Here is a 14260-nt window from a genome sequence, read left to right as displayed (position 1 = left end):
GAACGAAACGGAAGGAGCATTGCGCTTCTTCCGTTTTTCTTTGGAGTGAGTCCATGTCATACCACTGGAACTGGGGCATCTTGCTGAGTCCGGTCTCGACCGGCGAGCCCACGACGTACCTCGGCTGGCTGATATCCGGCTTCTGGGTGACGATCACCGTGTCGCTCGCGGCGTGGGTCATCGCACTCGTAGTCGGCTCGCTGTTCGGCATTCTGCGCACGGTCCCGAACGGCAAGCTCGCGGCAATCGGCACGGTCTACGTGGCGATTTTCCGCAACATTCCGCTGATCGTGCAGTTTTTCATCTGGTATCTCGTGATACCCGAACTGCTGCCCGTATCCATAGGAAACTGGTTCAAGCAATTGCCGCCGGGCGCGCAGTTCTTTTCGTCGTCGATCATCTGCCTCGGGCTTTTCACCGGCGCGCGCGTGTGCGAGCAAGTGCGCTCGGGCATCAACGCGCTGCCGCACGGACAGCGTGCGGCCGGTCTCGCGATGGGCCTCACGCAATGGCAGACGTACCGCTATATCCTGATGCCGGTCGCGTACCGCATCATCGTGCCGCCGCTCACGTCCGAATTCCTGAACGTGTTCAAGAACTCGGCGGTGGCGTCGACCATCGGCTTGCTCGATCTGTCGGCGCAGGCGCGTCAGCTCGTGGATTACACCGCGCAGACGTATGAATCGTTCATCGCGGTGACGCTCGCGTACATGCTGATCAACCTCGTCGTCATGCAACTGATGCGCTGGGTCGAAGCGAAAACCCGGCTGCCCGGCTACATCGGAGGCAAGTGATGCATCAATTCAACTGGAGTGGGATTGTCGGCGCATGGCCGACGCTCTGGACGGGCGCGATCATCACGCTGCAGATCACGGTGCTGGCGATCGTGGTCGGTATCGTGTGGGGCACGGTGATCGCGCTGTTCCGCCTGTCCGGCATCAAGCCGCTCGAATGGTTCGCGAAGCTCTACGTCACGCTGTTTCGCTCGATCCCGCTCGTGATGGTGCTGCTGTGGTTCTTCCTGATCGTGCCGCAGTTGCTGCAAAACGTGCTCGGGCTGTCGGCGGATATCGACATTCGCCTGGCTTCCGCGATGGTCGCGTTCTCGCTTTTTGAAGCCGCGTACTATTCGGAAATCATCCGCGCGGGCATTCAGGCCGTGGCGCGCGGGCAGGTGAACGCGGCGTTCGCGCTCGGCATGACGTACCCGCAAGCCATGCGGCTGATCGTGCTGCCGCAGGCGTTTCGCGCGATGGTGCCGCTCTTGCTCACGCAGGCGATCGTCCTGTTTCAGGATACGTCGCTCGTGTACGTCATCAGTCTCGCGGACTTTTTCCGCACGGCGACCAACGTCGGCGATCGCGACGGTACGACCGTCGAAATGGTTCTGTTCGCAGGCGCGTGTTATTTCGTGGTTTGCGTGTTGGCATCGGCCCTCGTCAAAAGTCTTCAGAAAAAGGTCGCAAGATGATCTCTATCAAGAATGTTTCCAAGTGGTACGGCCAATTCCAGGTTCTGACCGATTGCTCGACCGAAGTGAAAAAGGGCGAAGTGGTGGTGGTCTGCGGCCCGTCGGGCTCGGGCAAATCCACGCTCATCAAGACCGTGAACGGCCTGGAGCCGTTCCAGCAGGGCGAAATCACCATCGACGGCAAGTCGGTCGGCGACAAGAAGACCAACCTCTCGAAGCTGCGCGCGAAAGTCGGCATGGTGTTCCAGCATTTCGAACTGTTCCCGCATCTGACGATCGTGCAGAACCTGACGCTCGCGCAGATCAAGGTGCTCGGCCGGACCGGCGATGAAGCCACGGCGAAGGGTTTGAAGCTGCTGGATCGCGTGGGACTGCGCGCGCACGCCGACAAATACCCGGGTCAGCTTTCGGGCGGCCAGCAGCAGCGCGTGGCGATTGCGCGGGCGTTGTCGATGGATCCGATCGCGATGCTGTTCGACGAACCCACGTCCGCGCTCGATCCCGAGATGATCAACGAAGTGCTCGATGTGATGGTCGAACTCGCGCAGGAAGGCATGACCATGATGTGCGTCACGCACGAAATGGGTTTCGCCAAGAAGGTCGCGCACCGCGTGGTCTTCATGGACCGCGGGTTGATCGTGGAAGACGACAAGAAGGACGAATTCTTCGCGAATCCGAAGTCGGATCGCGCGAAGGATTTCCTGGCGAAGATCCTGCACTGAGATTCACCGTGCAGTTCGCATGAAAAACGCGGCCTGGGTTAAACCGGGCCGCGTTTTTATTTGGTGTTGTCCTGAATCGTGGCGTCCGGTGCGTTCTTCTTCACCGATTCGATCCCGTGATCGCGCGCCGACGCGCTGCTATAAGCCTCGCTCGTGCCGATCACTTCATGGTTGCCCGCTTTCAGGTTGAAGTACGGCGCGCCCGCCTTGTTGTCCTTCTTCTCGTAGCGTTCGTCTTGACCGAGGCAATGCCGTGCTCGGCGGACGCGCGCGTCACGTACATCTCGCTTTTGAGGATCGGCTCGCCGTTGCCGGCCCTGAGATTGAAGTAGAACTGCCCGTTGCTGGCTTTATCGATGACGAACTTCCCTGACATGGCCTTTCCTCTCGTTCGCGGTGAATGAAAGTGCAGTCTTGCGTCTATTCGATCCCGAGTTCCGTTTCGACCGCCGCCGTCGTCTCGATCTTCAGCACCGATTCAACGCAGACCTTGCAAAGCGGCTCGGCGGCTTTTCGCGCGACTTCGTCGGGCACAGGAATGTTCGCCGTCTTGAGCAGCGCGCCGTGCTGGAACATCGCGAGATCGCCGGGTTCGAAGCGCGTCCAGATTTCGTCGTCGGTGAGCGGCGAGGTGGCGATCACGGCCACGCGGTCTTCCGGCGTCGTGTATTTCGCGAAGTCGATCGACATGTCAGCGTCGATCAGATGCGCCGTCGAAAACGGCCAGCTCCGCACGAGATAGTAGAGATGCGTCGAGCAGTGCGAGAACAGCGCCTGCCCGTTCGACATCAGGAAATTGAAGACGCCGTGCTGCGTGATGTCGGCGGTGAGTCGTTTGAGCGTGGCGAAAAGTTCGTCGAGCGGCGGCTGCGAGCCGGGAAATTCGCGACGCAAGCCTTGCAGCAAGGCGCAGAACGCAAGTTCGCTGTCGGTCGTGCCGACCGGCTGATACACGCCGGTCAGTTCCGGCGCGTAGTTCTTCAAGTCGCCGTTATGCGCGAAAATCCAGTGACGGCCCCACAGTTCGCGCATGAACGGATGGCAGTTTTCCAGCAGGATATGACCCTGCGTGGCTTTGCGGATATGCGCGATGGTGTTCTTCGATTTGATCGGATAACGCTTCACCGTTTCAGCCAGCGGGGAACTCGCCGACGATTGATGGTCGATGAACAGCCGGCACGCCTTGTCCTCGAAGAAGGCGATGCCCCAGCCGTCGGCGTGGTGGTCGGTCACGCCGCCGCGCGCCGCGAAGCCGGTGAACGAGAACGTCACGTCCGTCGGCTCGGCGCAGTTCATTCCAAGAAGTTGGCACATGTTGCTGGGACTTGCAGTCTTGTGGATGGAGCGAATTGTTACAATACTGGCTTCCCAAGCATATCACCGAGCGAATCGGCAAAAAAAATGGAATCGTCCGCTGACGCGGCCGCACCGTTGTTGAATTTCCACGGTCCGGCGCGCCGGTATGCGATCCTTTTACCCGACGCCGAGCCGATTGCCAGCGAACGCGCCGGCCGCTTGAGTCCGTTTATGCTTGTCCGTCCCGCCAACGCTTTCGCCGTCATCACGCCATGTCCGCTCCTTCGTCCGCTGCCGTTGAATCTCCGGTTAAATCCGACTCCATCACGCTCGCCCGTCCCGACGACTGGCATCTGCACGTGCGCGATGGCGAAATGCTCGCGGCTGTCCTGCCGCATACCGCGCGCCAGTTCGGCCGCGCGATCATCATGCCGAACCTGCGCCCGCCGGTGACGACGACCGCGATGGCCGCCGCGTATCGCGAGCGGATTCTCGCCGCGTTGCCGAAGGACGGTCCGGGTGCGCGCTTCGAGCCGCTGATGACGCTCTATCTCACCGACAACACGCCGCCCGACGAAATCCGCCGCGCCCGCGAAAGCGGTTTCGTGCATGGCGTGAAGCTTTATCCGGCGGGCGCGACCACGAATTCCGACGCGGGCGTGACGAGCCTTGCGAAGTGCGCCGCGACGCTCGAAGCGATGCAGGAAACCGGCATGCCGCTCCTTATCCACGGTGAAGTGACCGATTCGGCGATCGACTTGTTCGACCGCGAGAAGGCATTTATCGACCGCGTGATGATTCCGTTGCGCCGCGATTTCCCGGCACTGAAAGTGGTGTTCGAACACATCACCACTAAAGATGCGGCCGATTACGTGCGCGACGCCGAAGGCCCGATCGGCGCGACGATCACCGCGCATCATCTGCTGTACAACCGGAATGCGCTGTTTGTCGGCGGGATCCGGCCGCATTACTACTGCTTGCCGGTGCTTAAGCGCGAGACGCATCGCGTGGCGCTCGTCGAGGCGGCGACTTCGGGCAGCGCGCGCTTTTTCCTCGGCACGGACAGCGCGCCGCACGCGAAGGGGCTGAAGGAGCACGCGTGCGGCTGCGCGGGTTGTTACACGGCGCTGCACGCGCTGGAGCTGTACACCGAAGCCTTCGATCAAGCCGGCGCGCTCGACAAACTGGAAGGCTTCGCGAGCTTTTACGGCGCGGATTTCTACGGCCTGCCGCGCGCCGCCGACACCGTGACGTTGAATCGCGAAACCTGGACCTTGCCGGCGGAATTTTCGGTCGGCGATGCGGAGGTCGTGCCTTTGCGCGGTGGCGAGACGATCGGCTGGCGGATGGTTTGACGCTGCTGCGGCACGCTTCGTGACTTCAGAATTCGAGGCGATCGACTGGCTGCGGCCGTGGCTCGCGCCGCTCCGACGCCGTGGCGAGCGCTGGCAGGCGGCAGCGCTCGCGAGCTACAGCGATTACCTTTCGATCCTCAACGTCGATGCCCGCGCGGCGTTTCAATTAACCGGACGCGGAAAGCCGCTCGCCTTCATCGCGCAGGACGACCTGCCAGCGGGTGCGTCGTACGAGGGCCATATCGCCGCGACCGGATGTGTACCGACGCGCCATAACCTGCACGATTTTTTCAACGGCGCGATGTGGTTCCAGTATCCACGCGTGAAAGCGGCGCTGAACGCGCGGCAGGCGGCGGAGATCGACGCGCGGGGCATTGGGCCGACGCGCGGGCGCACGCGCGACGCGCTGACGCTGATCGACGAAAACGCGGTGTTTTTCGCGAGCGCCGATCCCGCGCTGTCCGGCGCGCTGCGTGAGTTCGACTGGCGAGCGCTGTTTATCGACGGCCGCGCCGCGTGGGGACATCGCTGCGAGGCGCGCATTTTCGGCCACGCGCTGTTGGAAAAGCTCGTCTCGCCGTACAAAGCGTGCACGGGACACGCGCTGATCGTGGACGTTCCGGCGTCGTATTTCTCCGCTTCCGAAGAAGAACGCCGCGCCACGCTCGATTCCGCCATCGCCCAGCGGCTCCTCGATCACCCGCTTACAAGCCGCGACTTCGCCCCGTTGCCCGTGCTCGGCATACCGGGATGGTGGGCGGCGAACGAATCGCCCACTTTCTACGAGGACCCTACGGTTTTCCGCGCCGGCCGCGTCGTTCGCGCGTGAGCCGCCAGGCGTCGGCTCCGACCGGCGCGCATGTTAAACTCGCGTCCGCAAAGCAGGCCAGGCAATCGCGGCTTTTCCGGTTTCGGCCGGCGAGGGCGAGGAAAGTCCGGACTCCACAGGGCAGGGTGATGGCTAACGGCCATCCGTGGCGACACGCGGAACAGGGCAACAGAAAGCAAACCGCCGATGGCCCGATGCAAATCGGGATCAGGTAAGGGTGAAACGGTGCGGTAAGAGCGCACCGCGGCTGTCGCGAGACAGACCGGCACGGTAACCTCCACCCGGAGCAATTCCAAATAGGCAGGCGCGCATCTTCGGATGCAGGACGGGGCCCCCGTCTCGTTTGCGGGTAGGAAGCTTGAGCGCGTCAGCAATGGCGCGCCTAGAGGAATGATTGCCACGCGCACCGGTTTTCGGACCGGCGCGTGCACAGAATCCGGCTTATCGGCCTCGCTTTGTGAAATACGCAAAAAGCCGGCGTCAGTGATGACGCCGGCTTTTTCTTTTAGTTTTTCTTTTGGTTTTCTTTTGGCTTGTCGTTGGACTGCGCGCGCTCGGAAGCGCCGCGTTCAAACCGCCACGATCTCGAACGAGTGCGTCAGTTCGGCGGTCTTCGCGAGCATGATCGACGCCGAGCAGTATTTATCGTGCGAGAGGTTGATCGCGCGTTCGACGGTCGTCGGATTCAGGTTCTTGCCGGTCACGGTGAAGTGAAAGTGGATCTTTGTGAACACTTTCGGATCTTCGCTCGCGCGATCGGCCTTGAGCGCGACCGAGCAGCCCGACACTTCCTGACGGCTCTTTTTCAGGATCATCACGACGTCATAGGCCGTGCAGCCGCCGGTGCCGAGCAGCACCATTTCCATCGGACGCGGCGACAGATTGCGCCCGCCGCCTTCCGGCGCGCCGTCCATCGTGACGAGGTGGCCGCTGCCCGTTTCGGCGGCGAACGCCATGCCGTCCTGTCCCATCCAGCTCACTTTGCATTCCATGCTCGACTCCGGCGCGTTCAAAACGTTATTTTACAAAACGTTATTGTAGCGTTACCGACGAGCGCGGGCGCGGGACGCATAGAGGCATGTCCCGGTTGATATTTAACTCAGACACGTTCGGCTCAAAACATCTTGTCACGCGAATTCCCCGCTTGCAGGAAGGGTTTTTACTCACTTTGAATGAACTTTTGACGTTTGAAATTAATGCTAATGCGCTGAATAGAAAGGGAAATTCGAGGGTTCATCGCTCTATTGCTGAATTTTACATAGTGAGATTCGATTTCACGATGCAAATATTCTTGCTTTGCAATAAGTGCCTGCCTATACTCGCTTCATTGGTTGTCGCAGTTCGACAAATCTACCGTGTCTCCTCCACCTCCTCCTTTGGTGGATTAAACCCGAGCCTCTAGGCGCTCGGGTTTTTTTTTCGTCGGCTGATTTCGGAAAAGCGGGCGGCACGTCGCAGCACGGGCCGGAAGACATGCAGGTTTTGACGCGGAACCGAAAAAGCCCTTATAATTCAAAGTTCTCTTCGCACCATGCCCGCGAGGGGGAACCAGGGAGAGCCTGCACGCGCCTCGATGCGCACTAATACAAGCGGGACAAGTCAGGGCACAGTTATTTTTTTGGATCGATCATGAAGACGTTTTCCGCAAAAGCCCATGAGGTTACGCGTGAATGGTACGTGATTGACGCGACGGATAAGATTCTCGGACGTGTCGCCAGTGAAGTGGCACGCCGACTTCGCGGCAAGCACAAACCCGAGTTCACCCCGCACGTCGACACTGGTGATTTCATCATCATCATCAACGCCGGCAAGCTGAAGGTCACGGGTAACAAGACCACGGACAAGAAGTACTATCGTCACTCGGGTTACCCGGGCGGCATCTACGAAACGACGTTTGGCAAGATGCAAGAACGCTTCCCGGGCCGCGCGCTCGAGAAGGCGGTCAAGGGCATGCTGCCGAAGGGTCCGCTCGGCTACGCGATGATCAAGAAGCTGAAGGTCTACGCCGACGCAACGCATCCGCATACGGCTCAACAGCCTAAAGCGCTCGAGATCTAAGGGGAGCCCATATGATCGGTAATTGGAATTACGGTACGGGCCGCCGCAAGAGCGCCGTTGCACGCGTCTTCATCAAGGCAGGCAAGGGCGACATCATCGTCAATGGCAAGCCTATCGCTGACTACTTCTCGCGCGAAACCTCGCTGATGATCGTGCGCCAGCCGCTCGAACTCACGAGCCACGCCACCACGTTCGACATCAAGGTCAACGTGACGGGCGGCGGCGAAACGGGTCAAGCCGGTGCGGTTCGCCACGGCATCACCCGCGCGCTGATGGACTACGACGCAACGCTCAAGCCGACGCTGTCGAGCGCTGGCTTCGTGACTCGCGATGCACGTGAAGTGGAACGTAAGAAGGTTGGTTTCCACAAGGCACGTCGTCGGAAACAATTCTCGAAGCGTTAAGCCGTATCGGTTGTCTTGCCTTTTGGCGAGACCGCTGCAAAAGCCGCCTGCGTCATGCGCCGGCGGCTTTTTTCATGGGCGGCGAGTTCGCGGAATTTACACAGTGCCGAGATAGCCTATTGATTTCATGGACTTCCAGCACGATATTGAGATCAGCCCTACAATAGCGGTTAGAAGCTTTTTTGGAGAGTTCGAATGAACGCTGTCACCGACACCCCCACGACCGAAATGCCGTTGCCGTTCGTCTTCACCGACGCAGCCGCTGACAAGGTCAAGCAGTTGATCGACGAAGAAGGCAATCCGGAATTGAAGCTGCGCGTGTTCGTGCAAGGCGGCGGATGCTCGGGCTTTCAATACGGTTTTACGTTCGACGAAGCCGTGAACGAAGACGACACCGTGATGGACAAGAGCGGCGTCCAGTTGTTGGTGGACTCGATGAGCTACCAGTACCTCGTCGGCGCGGAGATCGACTATAAAGACGATCTCAACGGCGCGCAGTTCGTGATCAAGAATCCGAACGCCTCGACCACATGCGGTTGTGGATCGTCGTTCTCGGTGTGATTGCCTGCTAGATGCAGCAAAAGAAACGGAGCCTCGCGGCTCCGTTTTTTATTGCCCGCGCGTTTGCCGAAAAATCTATCGCGGATAAATCGCCCCCAGCACGCGCTCGCCCGCCGCGCCCGTCACCGCCGCCACGTTGCCCGGTTCGCGCGCGACACAACGCATCGCGAGCCACGCGAACGCGAGCGCCTCGACTTGCTGCGGCGGCACGCCGAGCGCTTCGGTCGTCATGACCGGCACGCCCGACACGCCGCTTTGTTCGAGCGCCTTCTGAATCGCGTCCATCAACACCGGATTGCGCGCGCCGCCACCGCAGACGTACACCGCGCGGCAATCGGAGGCGTGCCGCTCGATCTCGCGCGTCACGCTCACCGCGGTCAACGCGACCAGCGTCGCTTGAACGTCGGCGGCGGGAACGGTCGCGAATGCCGCGAGTTTCGCGTCGAGCCACGCCGGATTGAACAAGTCGCGGCCGGTGCTTTTGGGCGGCTGCTGCTCGAAAAACGGTTCGTCGAGGAGCGCATGCAGCAAGGGCCGATTCACCTCGCCTTGCGCTGCAAAGTGGCCACCTTCGTCGAAGGGCTTGTTCAGATGACGCTGCGCCCATTCGTCGAGCAGCGCGTTCGCCGGGCCGCAATCGAAGCCGCGCACCGAGCCGTTGGCCGACAGGATCGTGATATTGCTGATCCCGCCCAAATTGCAGACCACGCGCGTCTCGTTCTTTGCGCCGAAGACGGTCGCGTGAAACGCCGGCACGAGCGGCGCGCCTTGGCCGCCGGCGGCGACGTCGCGGCTGCGGAAATCGGCGACGACGTCGATATTCGTCATTTCCGCGAGCAGCGCCGGGTTGTTGATCTGCAGCGTGTAGCCCTTTTCAGGCCGATGGCGCACGGTCTGCCCGTGGACGCCGATCGCGCGGACTTTCGCCGCCGAATGGTTGCTCATGCTCTGCAGTTCGTGACAGCACACGGCGTAGCGCGTGGCGAGCGCATGGGCCGCGAGCGCCGCGCGTTCGAGTTCGTTCTCGCCGGGCGCCTGCAATGCGAACAGCGCGTCGCGCAGACCCTTCGAGAAACTCACGTGCGCCTCGCCGATCACGACCGGCGGCTTGCCCGCCGCGAATTGCACGGCGACGCCGTCCACGCCGTCCATGCTCGTGCCGGACATCAAACCGAAGTACACGCCGTCCGCCGCGCCGGGTTCGATTGCTTCGGATTTTCGTCCCACGTCGTTCTCCTGTTCCTACTGCGTTTTTCCGTGAAGGAAGCCGATCAAGCGGGATTATCCGCGTATCGGCGGAAATGGTTAAGCCGTCAGAAAGCGCCACGCACGTCGCGACGGGCGAACTCGACGGCAAAAGCGGGGCAGACGGCGGCGGCATCGCGTAAAATCCGTTGTCTGAACAAGGGATTGCGCGCGTTTTCCGTCTGTCGAAAATGTCGCAAATCACCCTTCGGCCCCCGTGCCGCGCCAACTCATTCCGGCGCCGCGCACCCGGCCAGCCATCGAATCGATTTCACTCCAAGAAGCCGCAAAGCATGAGCACTGATTCCACCGCCGTCGCCCCGAAATCCCTGCCGATCACCGATGAAGTCCGCGCCGCGCTCGCCATTGCGAAGCGCGGTTGCGACGAGCTGCTGATCGAAGATGAATTCGCGCAGAAACTCGCCCGCAGCGCCGCGTCGGGCAAGCCGCTGCGGATCAAGCTCGGCCTCGATCCGACCGCGCCGGACATCCACATCGGCCACACGGTCGTGCTGAACAAAATGCGTCAGTTGCAGGACCTTGGGCACACGGTTATTTTTCTGATCGGCGATTTCACGTCGCTGATCGGCGATCCGTCGGGCCGCAACGCCACGCGTCCGCCGCTCACGCGCGAGCAGATCGAGTCGAACGCGAAGACGTATTTCGATCAGGCCGCGCTCGTGCTCGACCGCGAAAAGACCGAGATCCGCTACAACAGCGAGTGGTCCACGCCGCTCGGCGCCGAAGGCATGATCAAACTGGCGTCGCGCTACACGGTCGCGCGCATCCTGGAACGCGAAGATTTCACCAAGCGTTTCCAGGGCGGCGTACCGATTTCGATCCACGAATTCCTCTACCCGCTGATGCAGGGCTACGACTCGGTCGCGCTCAACGCCGATCTCGAACTCGGCGGCACCGACCAGAAATTCAATCTGCTGGTCGGCCGTGAACTGCAGAAACAGTACGGTCAGGAACAGCAATGCATCTTGACGATGCCGCTGCTCGAAGGCTTGGACGGCGTCGAGAAGATGTCGAAGTCGAAGCACAACTACATCGGTATCAGCGAAAAGCCGACGGATATGTTCGGCAAGCTGATGAGCATCTCCGACACGCTGATGTGGCGCTATTTCGAGCTGCTGTCGTTTCGGAGTATCGAGGAGATTGCGCAGTTCAAGAAGGAAGCCGAAGGCGGGCGTAATCCGCGCGATTTCAAGGTGCTGCTCGGGCAGGAAATCGTCGCGCGGTTTCACTCGGCGGCGGATGCGGAGCGCGCGCTCGACGATTTCAACCATCGCGCGAAGGGCGGCGTGCCGGACGATATTCCGGCTGTCACTTTGAGCGGTGCGCCGCTTGCCATCGGCCAGTTGCTGAAGCAAGCCGGACTGGTGCCGTCGACGAGCGAAGCGCTGCGCAATATCGAACAGGGCGGCGTGAAGATCGACGGCGCGACGGTGTCGGACAAGGGTTTGAAGATCGATGCGGGCGAGTTCGTCGTGCAGGTCGGCAAGCGCCGCTTTGCGCGCGTGACGCTCGCGGCCTGATGATCGCGCTGATCCAGCGCGTGCTGCGCGCCGAAGTGCGCGTGGGCGAGCGCGTGACCGGCGCGATCGACGCCGGATTGCTCGCGCTGGTCTGCGCGGAGCGCGGCGACAACGAGGCCGCCGCCGCGAAACTGCTCGCGAAGATGCTCGCGTATCGCGTGTTCAGCGACGCTGCGGGCAAGATGAACTTGCCGGTGCAGAACATCGACGGCAACGGGCGCGCGGGCGGCGTGTTGCTGGTCTCGCAATTCACGCTCGCCGCCGATACATCGAGCGGCCTGCGCCCCAGCTTCACCCCCGCCGCGCCGCCGGACGAAGGCCGTCGTCTGTTCGACTACTTCGTCGCCGAGGCGCGCGCGAAACATCCCATCGTCGAAACAGGCGAATTCGGCGCCGACATGCAGGTATCGCTCGTGAACGACGGTCCTGTCACCTTCTGGTTGCAAGTGAATCCATGACGACGCAAGTGCTGTTTATCCGCCACGGCGAAACCGACTGGAACCGGATCAAGCGGATTCAGGGGCATATCGACATTCCGCTCGCCACAACCGGGCTCGTGCAAGCCGAGCAGCTGGCGCGGCGGCTCGTGCGCGAAACGCAGGAAGGCGCGGCGCTTGACGCGGTGTATTCGAGCGATCTGGAGCGCGCACAGCAGACGGCGCGCCCGTTTGCCGATGCGCTCGGTTTGCCGCTGCAATTGTGCGAAGGCTTGCGTGAGCGCTGGTACGGCGCGTTTCAGGGTTACGACAGCGCGGAGATCAGCCGGAAATATCCGGACGATTACACCGTGTGGCAAAGCCGCGATCCGGACTTCGCGCCGCCGGGCGGCGAGTCGCAGCGTGTGTTTTTCGAGCGCGTGCGGGCGGCGGTCGCGCCGATCGTCGCGGCGCATCCGGGCGGGCGGATCGCGTGCGTCGCGCATGGCGGCGTGCTCGACTGCGTTTATCGGATGGCGACCGGTACGCCGCTCGCGGTGCCGCGCAACTGGCATCTGCTGAATTCGAGCGTCAACGTGGTGAATTTCGACGGCGAGACGGCGAGCGTGGTGTCGTGGGGCGACATCGCGCATCTGGCGTCGGGCAGCAGCGACGACGACGTCAAGGCGCCCGCGTAGGCTGTTTTTTTAGCTCTTAGCGTCCCACAATTCCTGGACCGGGCCCGCGTCCGGCGCGGCCAATCCGAAATGGCGGTAGGTGAGCAACGTGGCGACGCGTCCGCGCGGCGTACGTTGCAGGAAGCCTTGCTGGATCAGATACGGTTCGAGCACGTCTTCGATCGTATCGCGCTCCTCGCCGATCGCGGCCGCCAGGTTGTCCACGCCGACGGGGCCGCCGTCGAACTTATGCAGGATCGCTTCCAACAGTTTGCGGTCCATCAGGTCGAAGCCGACGGGATCGACATCGAGCATTTTCAGCGCGGCGTCCGCCACGTCGGCCGTGATGTTGCCGTCCGCTTTCACCTCGGCGAAGTCGCGCACGCGCCGCAGCAAGCGGTTCGCGATACGCGGGGTGCCACGCGAGCGTTTCGCGATTTCAAGCGCGCCTTCGGGCACGATTTCCGCCTTCAGCAACGCAGCCGAGCGCGTCACGATGCGCGCCAGTTCGCTCGCGTTATAAAACTCCAGTCTCGACACGATGCCGAAACGGTCGCGCAGCGGATTCGTCAGCATGCCCGCGCGCGTGGTGGCGCCGACGAGCGTGAACGGCTGCAGATCGAGCTTCACGCTGCGCGCGGCCGGCCCTTCGCCGATCATGATGTCGATTTGATAGTCTTCCAGCGCCGGGTACAGAATTTCCTCGACGACCGGCGAGAGCCGGTGAATTTCGTCGATGAACAGCACGTCGTTCGCTTCGAGATTCGTGAGAAGCGCGGCGAGATCGCCTGCGCGTTCGAGCACGGGGCCGGACGTCTGCCGCAAATTGACGCCCATTTCGCGCGCGATGATGTGCGCGAGTGTGGTCTTGCCGAGGCCTGGCGGGCCGAACAACAGGACGTGGTCGAGCGCCTCGGAACGGCGCTTGGCCGCCTCGATGAAGATTTCAAGCTGACCGCGGATTTTCTCCTGACCGACGTATTCGTCGAGTTGGCGCGGACGGAGAGCGCGTTCGAAGGCTTCCTCGTTCCGCGAGACCGGCGTGGCGGAGATGATGCGCTCGGCGGCGAGTTTGTCGGTTTCGATCATTGGTGGATTGTACAGCGCCGGGTTTTGGTTTTGCTGGCGCTGGGGGGCGGGGTCGGTTTGGCGGTCTCTTGAAACTTGGTTGGGTTTTGGTTTGCTGACGCCTCGATGCTCTTGTTTGCGTGCGCTTCTTGGGAACTTGCTTTCGTGTACGTTTATCAGCACTGCCCCTGTCCGGGGCGGGACTTACTTTCTTTGCTGCTGCAAAGAAAGTAAGCAAAGAAAGCAGCGTGACCGTCTAAGTGTCCACCACGAACCGTAACCGGGAGTGGTGCGAAAAAACAGCCGTGGCATCGCACCACCAAACAGAGTGGAGCCTGTCATTCATCCCGACAGGCACGAAGTGCCTGTCGGGAAGGCACAGCTAAAAAACCGAACCAAACCGCCGGTTTTCAGATATGCCCATCGTCCGCGCGCAGCGAGGATGGAGCTAAGAGGCGCTGTGCCAGTCCGAACGAACGCGCGGTGGCCGAGTCAGCTTGCGCGCCTATCCGCAACGTTATTCGTGGCGGACACTTAGGCGGATAAGCTGCTTTCTTTGGTTACTTTCTTTGCAGCAGCAAAGAAAGTGACTGCTGCCCCGCATAGGGGCGAGCTAA

General features: G+C 61.5%; 16 protein-coding genes, 1 other RNA gene and 1 pseudogene. 12 read left to right on the top strand and 6 right to left on the bottom strand.

Annotated elements, in window-relative coordinates; genetic code table 11:
* Nucleotides 1–53 precede the first annotated feature (53 nt).
* From AC3D25_RS13530 to AC3D25_RS13520, 3 genes are read left to right on the top strand one after another with little or no spacing between them, the layout of a single operon-like run.
* Nucleotides 54–794: an amino acid ABC transporter permease gene (locus AC3D25_RS13530; protein WP_488888881.1), complete on the top strand. Its 741-nt coding sequence runs from the start codon at nucleotides 54–56 to the stop codon at nucleotides 792–794.
* Entirely contained in the window at nucleotides 794–1471 is a 678-nt protein-coding gene (gene gltK / locus AC3D25_RS13525; protein ID WP_488888880.1) for a glutamate/aspartate ABC transporter permease GltK, read from the top strand. The genes AC3D25_RS13530 and gltK overlap by 1 nt, the downstream gene beginning before the upstream one ends.
* Nucleotides 1468–2193 (top strand): amino acid ABC transporter ATP-binding protein, encoded by a 726-nt coding sequence (locus AC3D25_RS13520; protein WP_488888879.1) that lies wholly within the window; start codon nucleotides 1468–1470, stop codon nucleotides 2191–2193. Before gltK ends, AC3D25_RS13520 begins: the two co-directional genes overlap by 4 nt.
* Nucleotides 2194–2249: 56 nt before the next feature.
* Here the strand turns inward: AC3D25_RS13520 and AC3D25_RS13515 are convergent.
* From AC3D25_RS13515 to AC3D25_RS13505, 3 genes and pseudogenes are all read right to left on the bottom strand, one after another.
* Nucleotides 2250–2569, bottom strand: a pseudogene (locus AC3D25_RS13515) (YegP family protein).
* 44 nt (nucleotides 2570–2613) lie between these two features.
* The gene (locus AC3D25_RS13510) at nucleotides 2614–3507 is read right to left on the bottom strand and encodes a class II glutamine amidotransferase (protein WP_488888878.1); all 894 of its coding nucleotides are present in this window, start codon (nucleotides 3505–3507) and stop codon (nucleotides 2614–2616) included.
* 38 nt (nucleotides 3508–3545) lie between these two features.
* Nucleotides 3546–3758, bottom strand: coding sequence for a hypothetical protein (locus AC3D25_RS13505; RefSeq protein ID WP_488888877.1), 213 nt, complete (start codon nucleotides 3756–3758; stop codon nucleotides 3546–3548).
* Between the two features lie 3 nt (nucleotides 3759–3761).
* Here AC3D25_RS13505 and pyrC point away from each other — a divergent pair, with 3 nt between their 5' ends.
* From pyrC to rnpB, 3 genes are all read left to right on the top strand, one after another.
* Nucleotides 3762–4844, top strand: coding sequence for a dihydroorotase (gene pyrC, locus AC3D25_RS13500; RefSeq protein WP_488888876.1), 1083 nt, complete (start codon nucleotides 3762–3764; stop codon nucleotides 4842–4844).
* Nucleotides 4789–5673 (top strand): DUF3025 domain-containing protein, encoded by an 885-nt coding sequence (locus tag AC3D25_RS13495; protein WP_488888875.1) that lies wholly within the window; start codon nucleotides 4789–4791, stop codon nucleotides 5671–5673. Before pyrC ends, AC3D25_RS13495 begins: the two co-directional genes overlap by 56 nt.
* A gap of 49 nt (nucleotides 5674–5722) precedes the next feature.
* Nucleotides 5723–6134: RNase P RNA component class A (rnpB, locus tag AC3D25_RS13490), an RNA gene on the top strand.
* Between the two features lie 108 nt (nucleotides 6135–6242).
* Here the strand turns inward: rnpB and AC3D25_RS13485 are convergent.
* Nucleotides 6243–6665, bottom strand: coding sequence for an OsmC family protein (locus AC3D25_RS13485; protein WP_488888874.1), 423 nt, complete (start codon nucleotides 6663–6665; stop codon nucleotides 6243–6245).
* 637 nt (nucleotides 6666–7302) lie between these two features.
* Here AC3D25_RS13485 and rplM point away from each other — a divergent pair.
* The 3 genes from rplM (at nucleotide 7303) to erpA (ending at nucleotide 8696) form a co-directional block, all read left to right on the top strand.
* A complete protein-coding gene (rplM, locus tag AC3D25_RS13480; protein ID WP_062632786.1) occupies nucleotides 7303–7731 on the top strand; it encodes a 50S ribosomal protein L13 in 429 nt (142 codons plus the stop codon).
* A gap of 11 nt (nucleotides 7732–7742) precedes the next feature.
* Nucleotides 7743–8135: a 30S ribosomal protein S9 gene (rpsI, locus tag AC3D25_RS13475; protein ID WP_087655906.1), complete on the top strand. Its 393-nt coding sequence runs from the start codon at nucleotides 7743–7745 to the stop codon at nucleotides 8133–8135.
* Nucleotides 8136–8330: 195 nt separating this feature from the next.
* Entirely contained in the window at nucleotides 8331–8696 is a 366-nt protein-coding gene (erpA, locus tag AC3D25_RS13470) for an iron-sulfur cluster insertion protein ErpA (RefSeq protein ID WP_488888873.1), read from the top strand.
* Between the two features lie 75 nt (nucleotides 8697–8771).
* On the opposite strand, the gene AC3D25_RS13465 is transcribed toward erpA, so the two are convergent.
* The gene (locus tag AC3D25_RS13465; RefSeq protein WP_488889691.1) at nucleotides 8772–9902 is read right to left on the bottom strand and encodes an anhydro-N-acetylmuramic acid kinase; all 1131 of its coding nucleotides are present in this window, start codon (nucleotides 9900–9902) and stop codon (nucleotides 8772–8774) included.
* Nucleotides 9903–10234: 332 nt separating this feature from the next.
* Here AC3D25_RS13465 and tyrS point away from each other — a divergent pair, with 332 nt between their 5' ends.
* From tyrS to AC3D25_RS13450, 3 genes are read left to right on the top strand one after another with little or no spacing between them, the layout of a single operon-like run.
* On the top strand, nucleotides 10235–11482 hold the full coding sequence (gene tyrS, locus AC3D25_RS13460) for a tyrosine--tRNA ligase (protein WP_488888872.1): 1248 nt from the start codon (nucleotides 10235–10237) through the stop codon (nucleotides 11480–11482).
* Nucleotides 11482–11940, top strand: coding sequence for a D-aminoacyl-tRNA deacylase (gene dtd / locus AC3D25_RS13455; RefSeq protein ID WP_488888871.1), 459 nt, complete (start codon nucleotides 11482–11484; stop codon nucleotides 11938–11940). Before tyrS ends, dtd begins: the two co-directional genes overlap by 1 nt.
* Nucleotides 11937–12596, top strand: coding sequence for a histidine phosphatase family protein (locus tag AC3D25_RS13450; protein WP_488888870.1), 660 nt, complete (start codon nucleotides 11937–11939; stop codon nucleotides 12594–12596). Before dtd ends, AC3D25_RS13450 begins: the two co-directional genes overlap by 4 nt.
* Nucleotides 12597–12605: 9 nt before the next feature.
* Here AC3D25_RS13450 and ruvB read toward each other — a convergent pair whose 3' ends face one another.
* On the bottom strand, nucleotides 12606–13664 hold the full coding sequence (gene ruvB, locus AC3D25_RS13445; RefSeq protein WP_488888869.1) for a Holliday junction branch migration DNA helicase RuvB: 1059 nt from the start codon (nucleotides 13662–13664) through the stop codon (nucleotides 12606–12608).
* Nucleotides 13665–14260: the final 596 nt, after the last annotated feature.

This window comes from Caballeronia sp. SL1002 (assembly GCF_057814995.1).
Note: the sequence above shows the minus strand (reverse complement) of the source record. Positions and strands in the feature narration are given on the sequence as shown.